Consider the following 9,751-nt stretch of genomic DNA (forward strand, 5'->3'; position numbering starts at 1 on the left):
CAAATCATGCCGCATTAACCGTCACGAGAAAGGGTGAGGCGCTTCGGCCCCACCCTTTCGTTACTGAAGGATCATGTGCGGCAAACTATCCCCGTTGTCAGGCTTTGTTATATTTCGCGTCAACCTGATCTATCGCGTCAACATTGCCCGCCGAGCGGCCATTCGCGTCGAAATTCATCGTCTCCGCCAGCCATGCGTCAGCAATGGCCTTGGCCAGTTCCGGCCCTATGACCCGTGCGCCCATAGTAATGATCTGAGCGTTGTTAGATAGCGCCGCGCGCTCGGCGGAATAGGTATCATGGGTCAAGGCGGCACGGATACCCGGCACCTTGTTGGCCGAGATGCAAACGCCGATGCCGGTGCCGCAGACCAGAATGGCGCGGTCATAGACCCCCGACAGAACCTCACTTGCCACGCGGTCGGACAGATTGGCATAGAACGGATCCGCGCCGGCATCGGTGCGCGAGATCTCGGCCACCTCATGCTTGTCCTTCAGATGATCCGCCAGCAGTTTGGCGAGACCTTCACCAGCGCTGTCTCCTGCGATTGCAAGCTTCATGTCTTTCTCCTTTATAATATGGCGGCGCAACGGGCGAGAATGTCCAGATAACCTTCGACTTTCCATGCCGAGCGCCCGATAAACAACCCGTCGATATGCGGGCAGGCGATCAGTTCCTCGCAATTTCCCGGATTGACCGAGCCGCCATAGAGACAGGGTACCGGGCGGTCCAGAACCTCTCGGGCGACCGAGACGATCTCGGCCTGTCTTGCATCGGCATAATCCGAGGTCGCGGGAATGCCGTTTTCGCCAATCGCCCAGACCGGTTCGTAAGCCAGCAGGATCTCGGCGGATGTCTGTTCGGGTGACAGTTTCCCAAGCGCGGCACGCGTTTGCGCCTCAAGTACTTCGCTGGCACGGCCCTCTTGCCGCTCGGCCAGGGTTTCTCCGATACAGATCAGCGGAATAAGGCCATGCCGAATGGCAGCTTCGGTCTTGAGGCCGACGGTCTCATCGGTTTCGCCGAAATGCTCGCGCCGCTCGGAATGCCCGAGTTCGACGATATCCATCCCGCAATCGGTCAGCATCCGCGGCGAAACCTCGCCCGTCCATGCGCCCTCATCGGCCCAATGCATATTCTGCGCTCCGACCTTGACGCTGGTTTGCGCCAATAGCGACTTGACCTCGCGAATAGCGGTGAACGGGGGAATGACAAATCTCTGGATGCGGGGGTCACGGTCGCCATCTGCCGCCGCCAGGGCTTCCGCGAAGCTGCTTGCCTCGGCCAGCGTCTTGTTCATTTTCCAGCTTGTGCCAATCCAGAAATCCGCCATTTTCCTAATCCTTTGCAATAGTCACTTGCAGCCCTGCCCCGGCGATTGCATCGCGAATTTCGACCGATGGCGACGCATCGGTAATAATGGCATCGAATTCGGCCAGATCGGCAAGCAGATGTAACGCCGGACGGCCAAATCTGCGATGATTGACAAGCAGGACGGAACGTTCCGCCGCCCCGATCATGGCGCGCTTGGCCTGCACCGCCGCGTCGTCCATATGGAATGCCTGCAACCCTGCCACGGCAGGAGTCGATATGAAAGCCAGATCAGCGCGCAAGCGTGACAATGCCGTTTCCGTAACAACTCCGAAAAATCCGTTGAATTTGGCGCTGTACTCGCCCCCAAGGGCAATCAGGGTCATGCGAGGCAGACCCTTCAACCTGTCGATGACCGCGGCATTGTTGGTGATCACCGTCAGGGGTGCTTTCTCGGGCAGTCGCGCGCCCAGAACCGCCGCCATCGAGCCGTCATTGATCATCACCGTCATCCCCGGCTCGACCAGATCGAGCGCGGCGGCGGCCATCCGGGTCTTGGCATCGGCATCCTGCAACTCGCGGATCCGGAAATCGCTTTCGAATCTGGTGCCGGTTTCGATGGTGGCACCGCCGCGCACCTTCCGCAGCAGGCCCGCCTGTTCAAGATCGTCAAGATCCCGGTGAATAGTCATTTTGGAGACGCCGAAACGATCGGCCAGATCATCCAGCCCGACAGCCCGCGCCTCGATCAGAAAATCCATGATCGCCTGCCTGCGTCCGTCGCGTTTCAACAATCGCCTCCTATGTGGTGCCGCAGGCTTGTAACACAAAAATAACATAATTCAACATAAATTATGTTATTTTGTTGATTCATCTGTGATGATTGAAATTGTTGAACAACGCGCCCGTCCAGAACGGCTTCGACGCCCAAGCTTCCTGACGGCACGGCACATTGCAATCTCTTTACATTCGCAAGAAATAGCGCAAAAATTGCCCTCGCCTGCCCTTACGTCAAGATGGATGCAGGCAAGAAAACGTGATAGGGTCCCCGCAGGCTGTCTGGACGATAAGACTCTGATGATGATCGGGCGGCTTTCATCATATGCCATAACTCGGGGAAGATTTTCATGGCTGTCGATATTTTTCTGAAGCTCTCGAATAACATCAAAGGTGAATCCCAGGACGACAAGCATCGCGACGAGATCGATGTTCTGGCATGGAACTGGGGTCTGACCCAGTCCGGCACGACGCATATCGGCTCGGGCGGCGGCGGCGGCAAGGTCAATGTGCAGGACATCACCCTGACCAAATATGTCGATCTGGCCACCAATGACCTGATCAAGCGTGCCACTTCGGGCGAGCATATCGAGAATGGCGAATTGATCGTCCGCAAATCGGGCGGTGCTGCACCGGTCGAGTATTTCCGGATCAAGATGGAAAACATCATGATCACCAGCTATAACACCGGCGGCGCGAAAGACGGTCTGGATCGCATTCAGGAAACCCTGACGCTGAATTTCCGCAAATTCGAAGTGCTCTATACCTTGCAGGAAGATTCAGGTGCGGCCGGCGCCGAGACCTTGGCCGGCTGGGATATCGCCGAAAACAAGGAATGGAGCGCGTAAGCCGCCATTCCGATCAATATTTCAAGGCAGGCCGGAACATCGCTGTTCCGGCCCTTTCCATCTGCCCGGCCATTAATGACAACCATCTGACGATCACGTCGCGCAAGCCTTGCGGGAGCCGGCATTAGGGTCCAAATCTAGGGGAACTGGGAAAGGACCAAATATGACATTGAAAGCGACATTCGATTCCCGCGATGCGGCGAAAGGCAACGATCTGGGACAATTGCCCGAATGGGATCTGAGCGACCTATACCCCGCCCCGGACTCCGCCGAACTGAACGAAGACATCGAAAAGCTCGCGCGCGACGTCGCTGATTTTGCCAAGACATACAAAGGCAGGCTTGCAGACCTGTCTGCCCCGGAAATGCTGGCCTGCATCGAAAACTATGAACGGATCGACATCATCGCGGGCCGGATCATGTCATATGCGGGATTGCGCTATTATCAGAACACAACTGATGCGGAGCGCGCCAAGATGCTGGGCGATCTGCAAGGCAGGATCACCGACATCACAACGCCTCTGGTATTCTTCAGTCTGGAATTCAACCGCATAGCTGACGAAACCTATGATACTCTTTTTTCCGCCGCCGACGGTCCTGCCCGCTACAAGCCTGTTTTCGACCGGATGCGCGCAATGCGCCCGCATCAGCTTTCGGATGAACTGGAGCAATTTCTTCACGACAATTCCGTCGTGGGCGCAGCGGCGTGGAACCGGCTATTCGATGAGACGACTGCCGCGCTGGAATTCGAGGTAGACGGCGAGACACTGGGAATCGAAGCGACGCTTGACCGCCTAACCGATCACGACAGGACCCGGCGCGAAACCGCAGCACACGCGCTTGCCAAGGTTTTCAAGAAAAATATCAAGCTCTTCTCTCGCGTCCACAATACTCTGGCCAAGGAAAAGGCCATCGAGGACAAATGGCGCAAGATGCCCACGCCGCAATATGGCCGGCATTTGTCGAACCATGTAGAGCCTGAAGTGGTCGAGGCGCTGCGCAATGCCGTGACAGCGGCCTATCCGCGCCTGTCGCATCGCTATTACGCCCTGAAGGCGAAATGGCTGGGGCTGGACAAGCTTCAGGTCTGGGATCGAAATGCGCCCCTGCCCACGGACGCGCCCCGGACCATCGGCTGGGACGAGGCGCGCAGCACCGTTCTGGACGCTTATGCGGGGTTTTCGCCCCGTCTGGCCGAACTGGCCGAACCTTTCTTTGATCGCGGATGGATCGATGCGGGTGTCAAACCGGGCAAGGCACCGGGCGCTTTCGCCCATCCGACAGTGACTACCGCGCATCCCTATGTGCTGCTGAACTATCTGGGCAAGCCGCGTGACGTGATGACGCTGGCGCATGAACTTGGCCATGGCGTGCATCAGCGTCTGGCGGCGGATCAGGGCGAATTGCTGGCGGCCACGCCCCTGACGCTTGCTGAAACCGCCTCGGTCTTCGGCGAGATGCTGACTTTCCGCGCATTGCTGGCCAAAACCACCGATCCCGTGCAGAAAAAGGCACTGCTGGCGGGCAAGGTCGAGGATATGATTAATACCGTGGTGCGCCAGATCGCCTTCTACGATTTCGAGTGCAAGTTGCATGCGGCCCGCGCCGAGGGAGAACTGACGCCGGACGATATCAACGCGCTGTGGATGTCGGTGCAGGCGGAATCGCTGGGCCCGGTCTTCGAGTTCATGCCGGGTTACGAGACATTCTGGACCTATGTCCCGCATTTCGTGCATTCGCCCTTCTATGTCTATGCTTATGCGTTCGGCGATGGGTTGGTGAATGCGCTTTACGCCGCCTATGAGCAGGGGCTGCCCGATTTTCAGGACAAATATTTCGAAATGCTGTCGGCGGGCGGGTCCAAGCACCATAAGGAATTGCTGGAACCATTCGGGCTGAACGCCTCGGATCCGGCGTTCTGGGACAAGGGCTTGTCGATCATCGCGGGCTTCATCGATCAGTTGGAAGCTCTCGAGGAATGATCTCGCTGCATCCGCTGAACCGGCAACAGGCGGATGCAGTCCTGCATATTGCGGTGCGGCCCGATCAGGAGAAATTCGCCGGAACGGTAGCGGCGGCATTGGCCGAGCCGGAAACAACGGTCGATCTGCATGAAATTCGCGAGCATGACCATGCTGTCGGGCTTTTCAAGATCGACCGCGCCTATCATCTGGCCCATGATTTCGCAGCGCCCAAAGATCTGGGATTGCGCGGCATGATCCTGGACCGGAACCGGCAGGGGCGCGGACTTGGATCGGCGGCGATGACTGTGCTGAAAACCTATCTGGCCTCGCGATACCCGGACCGGGCGCGGGTCTGGCTGACGGTCAATATGGCCAATCCGACGGCCGCTGCGGTCTATCGCAAGGCCGGGTTTACCGAGACTGGCGAAATCTGGTTGCATGGGAAAGCCGGGCCGCAGATGATCATGTTCATGTCGTTGGAAGAATGAGGGCTTCCACCCCGGTCGCACCATCAGGCGCGCCCGCCCCCAGCGGATATTCGGATGACGAAAAAGGCGCGGATTTCGCGAAAAGGTGGACGAAACAGGGGCGGGGAAGTGATCAGACGGATTTTGATCGGGGTCGGCGGGCTTGTCATACTAGGGGCGACAGCGTTTTTTCTTTTCGCGCCCGCCTATGTCGAGCGCGGGCTGAATCCCACGACCATGCCAGAAGAGGGATGGCCTGTTTCCGATGAGGCCAAGGCGCTGCATCAGCGACTGGTCATCGGGGACTGGCATGCGGATTCGCTGCTGTGGGACCGCAATCTGCTGAAACCTGCGGATCGCGGACACACGGATGTCCCGAGGCTCCTTGAGGGCAATGTGGCCTTGCAGGTCTACACGACGGTGACGAAAAGCCCTCGCGGACAGAATTACGATCAGAACAGCACCGAGGCGCCCGACAATATCACGCCGCTTTTCATGGGACAGTTAAGGCCGGTTCGCTCGTGGTTTTCGCTGCGCGAGCGGGCGCTTGTTCAGGCCCGGGATTTACAACGAATGGCGAAGGCCGCGCCCGATCAACTGCGGATCATCCGCACGCGCGAAGATCTGACCGGCTTGCTGGACGCCAGAAGGAACGGCGGGCAGGTTCTGGGCGTCATGCTGGGATCAGAGGGCGGGCATCCGCTGGAGGGTGATCTGGCCAATCTGGATGTGCTTTATGATTCCGGTTTCCGGCTGATGGGACTGACACATTTTTTCGACAACGAATTGGGCGGCTCCTTGCATGGCGAAGGCGGCAGCGGGGCCGGGCTGACGGAATTCGGCCATCATGTCGTCGGGGGCATGATCGAAAAGGGCATGGTCATCGACCTGGCGCATGCCTCGCCGCAGGTGGTTCGCGATGTGCTTGCGATCAAGGGAACGAAGCCGATCCTGTCCCATACCGGCATCCACAGTCATTGCGCCAGCCATCGCAATCTGGACGACGATCTGGTCCGACAGATTGCCGCCAAGGGCGGCGTGATCGGGATCGGCTTCTGGGCGGATGTCGTCTGTGGCAGGACGCCTGCCGATATTGCCCAGGCGATCCGGGCTGCAATCGCGCTTGTAGGCGAGGAGCACGTATCGCTCGGGTCGGATTACGACGGGTCGGTCAGCGCGCCGTTCGACGCCGCGCATTTATCGGCATTGACGCAGGCATTGATGGATGCCGGGCTAAGCGAAGCTCAGATTGCAAAGGTCATGGGCGGGAATATGATGCGCTTTCTGGGAGATGTCCTGCCGGAAGCGTGAAGGAGAGCCGGAATGAAACGCGGAATATTGCTGAATGCCGAATTATCCGGCCTGATCGCGGCAATGGGACATGGGGATCTGCTGGTCATCGGGGATGCCGGATTGCCGATACCGCCGGATACACGCTGTATCGATCTTGCCGTCACGCGCGGCATTCCCCGCTTTATGGATGTGCTTGATGCGGTGCTGTCGGAATTGATCGTGGAACGCTCTGCCCTGGCGCATGAGACAGGCTCGGATCTGATCGGCGCATTGTCAGGTAAACCGCTTGGATCGGTCGAGCGGCTGACACATGAAGACCTGAAACGGATCAGCCAAAGCGCCCGCGCGATTGTCAGAACCGGGGAATTCACCCCATATGCCAATATCTGCCTGTGGTCCGGGGTCGCGTTTTGACGGGAAGGAGCGCAGGATGACTGCTGTGATCTTGCTGACCGGACCTGCCGCCGCACTTGCCGGAACCAGACATCAAAGCGCAATCGCAAAGACTCCTGTCACAGCACCGGTCATGATCGAAGCCGAAGGAATTGCGGGCGACGAACAGGCTGACCGGCGGGTGCATGGCGGTCCAGAAAAGGCGCTGCATCATTATCCGCGCGATCATTACCCGACATGGCAGGCTGACATCGGCGCACTCGATCTGCTGAACGCGCCGGGTGCATTTGGTGAGAATATATCGGCATCGGGACTGACCGAGAAGAACGTGGCCGTGGGCGATATCTTCCGGCTGGGCAGCGCCTTGATACAGGTGTCACAGGGGCGTCAGCCGTGCTGGAAGCTGAACCATCGCTTTGGCGTCGCGGACATGGCATTGCGGGTACAGCGCAGCGGACGCAGCGGCTGGTATTATCGCGTCCTGGAAACAGGCAGCGCAGGCCCCGGCGACGCTCTCACCCTGATTGAGCGCCCTGCCCCCGACTGGACCCTCCACCGTCTGTGGCAGGTGATGTATGTGGACCGGATGAACATCGACGCATTGTCGCAGATGGCCGCGCTGGATGTTCTGGCCGAGGGTTGGAAGCGCTATGCGCGGCGGCGGCTGGAAAGCGGCCGGGTCGAAGATTGGAGCAAGAGGTTGGAGGGATCTTCATGACAGAAACACCAAGACCGCCACTGGTAATTTCCGTACAAAGTCAGGTCGTGCATGGCCATGTCGGCAATTCGGCGGCACTGTTTCCGATGCAAGCCGCCGGACTGGAAGTGGCCGCGATCCCGACCGTGATCTTTTCGAATACGCCGGATTACCCGACCCTGCGCGGCGCCCCGGTTACCCCGTCTCTCTTTGCGGATCTTCTGCTGGGGGCGGACGAGCGCGGATTGCCGCAGCGCGCGACCTATCTTTTGTCAGGCTATATCGGCTCGGTCGAGGTCGCCAGACAGCTGGGGGATTTCGTGACCCGCTGCAAAAAGGCCAACCCCGACCTGATCTATATCTGCGATCCGGTCATGGGGGATCACGCGCCGGGCCTGTATGTGCCCGAGGAAATCGCCGGAGTGATGCAGGATGGATTACTGCCTTTGGCCGATATCGCCACGCCAAATTCCTTTGAACTGGGCCATCTGACCGGCTGCCCGATCAGAACCCTGGAAGACTTGCAGCAAGCGGCCGCGGGTTTGAGGCTGGCCCCGAACGCGCAGTTGATCGCCACCGGATGCGCCCTGGCCGATACCCCCGCACATTATCTGGAATCGGTCATCCTGGGACCAGAAGGGATCAGCCGTCATCCGACTCCGCATATTCCGGTCGCCCTGCCCGGCACCGGGGATCTGTTCACCGGGCTTGTCGTGGCAGGACTTGGCCGGAATCATCCGCTGCCCGAGGCGGTGGATATGGCGCAGGCCATGACCGGCCGGGCATTGGATCATGCCCGCTCGATCGGCGCACGCGAGGTGATCCTGTTCGAGCCGGGCTTTCGGCGCGCGCTTCTGGAAATCTGACAGGGAGATCACCGGCATGGAAATAGGGGGAAAGCTGGACCCGGCCGTCATTCGCCGTGTGCAGGACAGTTTCGACCGGCAAGGATTGATGGCGCATCTGGGCGCAGAACTGGCCGAGATCAGGGCCGGACAAGTGACAATCCACCTGCCTTTCCGGCAAGAACTGACACAGCAGCATGGGTATTTCCACGCGGGCGGCACCTCATCCATTGCCGACAGCGCCGGCGGCTACGCAGGCTATACCTTATTCCCCAAGGGCAACGCAGTGCTGACGGTGGAATTCAAGTTGAACCTGATCAATCCCGCACGCGGAGAACGACTTGAAGCCATGGGCCGCGTGATCAAGCCGGGACGGACATTGACGGTGTGTCAGTTGGATGTCTGGGGCGTGGATGGCGTGCAGCGCATTCATGTGGCGACCGGTATGCAGACCCTTATCAGCGTAAAGGGTGATGCCTGAAAAACCACAGCAAAGCCCACCCTACCAGATTCCTTATAAAAATACTTGGAATTGCCGGCACACCTAGATAATGCACAGCCAGAATCAATAAAAACAAAGGTGCTGGCAATGAACTTGTGTCATCTCGCTCCGTTGACCGGGGTTTCGGTAATTGCGCTTTCGACATCGCTTCTGGCGCAGGAAGCACAGATCTCCCAGAATCCGGGGATTACGGTACTTGCGCCGATCACATTGGTTACAGAGGGACAGGAATCCGTCGAGGCAACCGGCGGCGTGATCGTCAATCGCGAAGACCTTGAAGCGCTGCAACCCTCGGATATCTCGGATGTTTTCGCACGGGATTCCGCTGTCAGCGTCTCGGCTGGGACCGGGCCTGCCAAGCGTGTGCATGTGTTCGGGATCGAGCAATCCAACCTTGCCGTGACGGTCGATGGCGTGCCGCAATTCGGCGATAACTGGCATCACGCCGGATCGAATGTGATCGACCCCGCCTTTCTCAAGCGCGTCGATGTCGATGCAGGGGCAGCACCTGCGGATGCTGGCTTCGGCGCCCGCGCCGGCGCCGGTCGGTACGAGACCCCTGGCGCCCCCCCCCCGCTGCCAGACGGGCGCCGTCCGGGCGGGCGGGCCGGCTTTTGCGAAATTTGGAACGGGCGGGGGGTTTTGGCCCGGCGTGG

12 protein-coding genes are annotated in these 9,751 nt (G+C 59.2%); 9 read left to right on the forward strand and 3 right to left on the reverse strand.

Translation table 11 applies throughout. From position 1 onward, the window contains the following. Positions 1–97 precede the first annotated feature (97 nt). The 3 genes from derI to Q0601_RS20955 are packed head-to-tail and all read right to left on the reverse strand — an operon-like array spanning position 98 to position 2,101. A complete protein-coding gene (derI, locus tag Q0601_RS20945; protein WP_119747243.1) occupies positions 98–559 on the reverse strand; it encodes a D-erythrulose-4-phosphate isomerase in 462 nt (153 codons plus the stop codon). Positions 560–570: 11 nt separating this feature from the next. Then, positions 571–1,332, reverse strand: coding sequence for a triose-phosphate isomerase (locus tag Q0601_RS20950; RefSeq protein WP_305291858.1), 762 nt, complete (start codon positions 1,330–1,332; stop codon positions 571–573). Positions 1,333–1,336: 4 nt separating this feature from the next. Continuing rightward, positions 1,337–2,101: a DeoR/GlpR family DNA-binding transcription regulator gene (locus Q0601_RS20955; protein WP_305291859.1), complete on the reverse strand. Its 765-nt coding sequence runs from the start codon at positions 2,099–2,101 to the stop codon at positions 1,337–1,339. A gap of 336 nt (positions 2,102–2,437) precedes the next feature. Between Q0601_RS20955 and Q0601_RS20960 the strand changes: the two genes are divergently transcribed. The 9 genes from Q0601_RS20960 to Q0601_RS21000 form a co-directional block, all read left to right on the forward strand. After that, positions 2,438–2,935: an Hcp family type VI secretion system effector gene (locus Q0601_RS20960; RefSeq protein WP_119747249.1), complete on the forward strand. Its 498-nt coding sequence runs from the start codon at positions 2,438–2,440 to the stop codon at positions 2,933–2,935. A 163-nt stretch (positions 2,936–3,098) separates the two neighbouring features. Beyond that, a complete protein-coding gene (locus Q0601_RS20965; protein WP_305291861.1) occupies positions 3,099–4,916 on the forward strand; it encodes a M3 family oligoendopeptidase in 1,818 nt (605 codons plus the stop codon). Beyond that, a complete protein-coding gene (locus tag Q0601_RS20970) occupies positions 4,913–5,386 on the forward strand; it encodes a GNAT family N-acetyltransferase (RefSeq protein WP_305291862.1) in 474 nt (157 codons plus the stop codon). Before Q0601_RS20965 ends, Q0601_RS20970 begins: the two co-directional genes overlap by 4 nt. 108 nt (positions 5,387–5,494) lie before the next feature. Beyond that, entirely contained in the window at positions 5,495–6,676 is a 1,182-nt protein-coding gene (locus Q0601_RS20975; protein WP_305291863.1) for a dipeptidase, read from the forward strand. A gap of 12 nt (positions 6,677–6,688) precedes the next feature. Further along, positions 6,689–7,072 carry a D-ribose pyranase gene (rbsD, locus tag Q0601_RS20980; RefSeq protein WP_305291864.1) on the forward strand — a complete coding sequence of 128 codons (384 nt, stop codon included), beginning with the start codon at positions 6,689–6,691 and terminating at the stop codon, positions 7,070–7,072. A gap of 16 nt (positions 7,073–7,088) precedes the next feature. Beyond that, on the forward strand, positions 7,089–7,769 hold the full coding sequence (locus Q0601_RS20985) for an MOSC domain-containing protein (protein ID WP_305291865.1): 681 nt from the start codon (positions 7,089–7,091) through the stop codon (positions 7,767–7,769). After that, positions 7,766–8,614, forward strand: coding sequence for a pyridoxal kinase (gene pdxY, locus Q0601_RS20990; protein WP_305291866.1), 849 nt, complete (start codon positions 7,766–7,768; stop codon positions 8,612–8,614). Before Q0601_RS20985 ends, pdxY begins: the two co-directional genes overlap by 4 nt. Before the next feature lie 16 nt (positions 8,615–8,630). After that, the gene (locus Q0601_RS20995; protein WP_305291867.1) at positions 8,631–9,074 is read left to right on the forward strand and encodes a PaaI family thioesterase; all 444 of its coding nucleotides are present in this window, start codon (positions 8,631–8,633) and stop codon (positions 9,072–9,074) included. Positions 9,075–9,182: 108 nt separating this feature from the next. Then, the coding region (locus Q0601_RS21000; protein ID WP_305291868.1) for a Plug domain-containing protein at positions 9,183–9,751 on the forward strand (569 nt) is incomplete at its 3' end.

Origin of the sequence: Paracoccus wurundjeri, assembly GCF_030678915.1 — a bacterium.
GTDB lineage: Bacteria > Pseudomonadota > Alphaproteobacteria > Rhodobacterales > Rhodobacteraceae > Paracoccus > Paracoccus onubensis_A.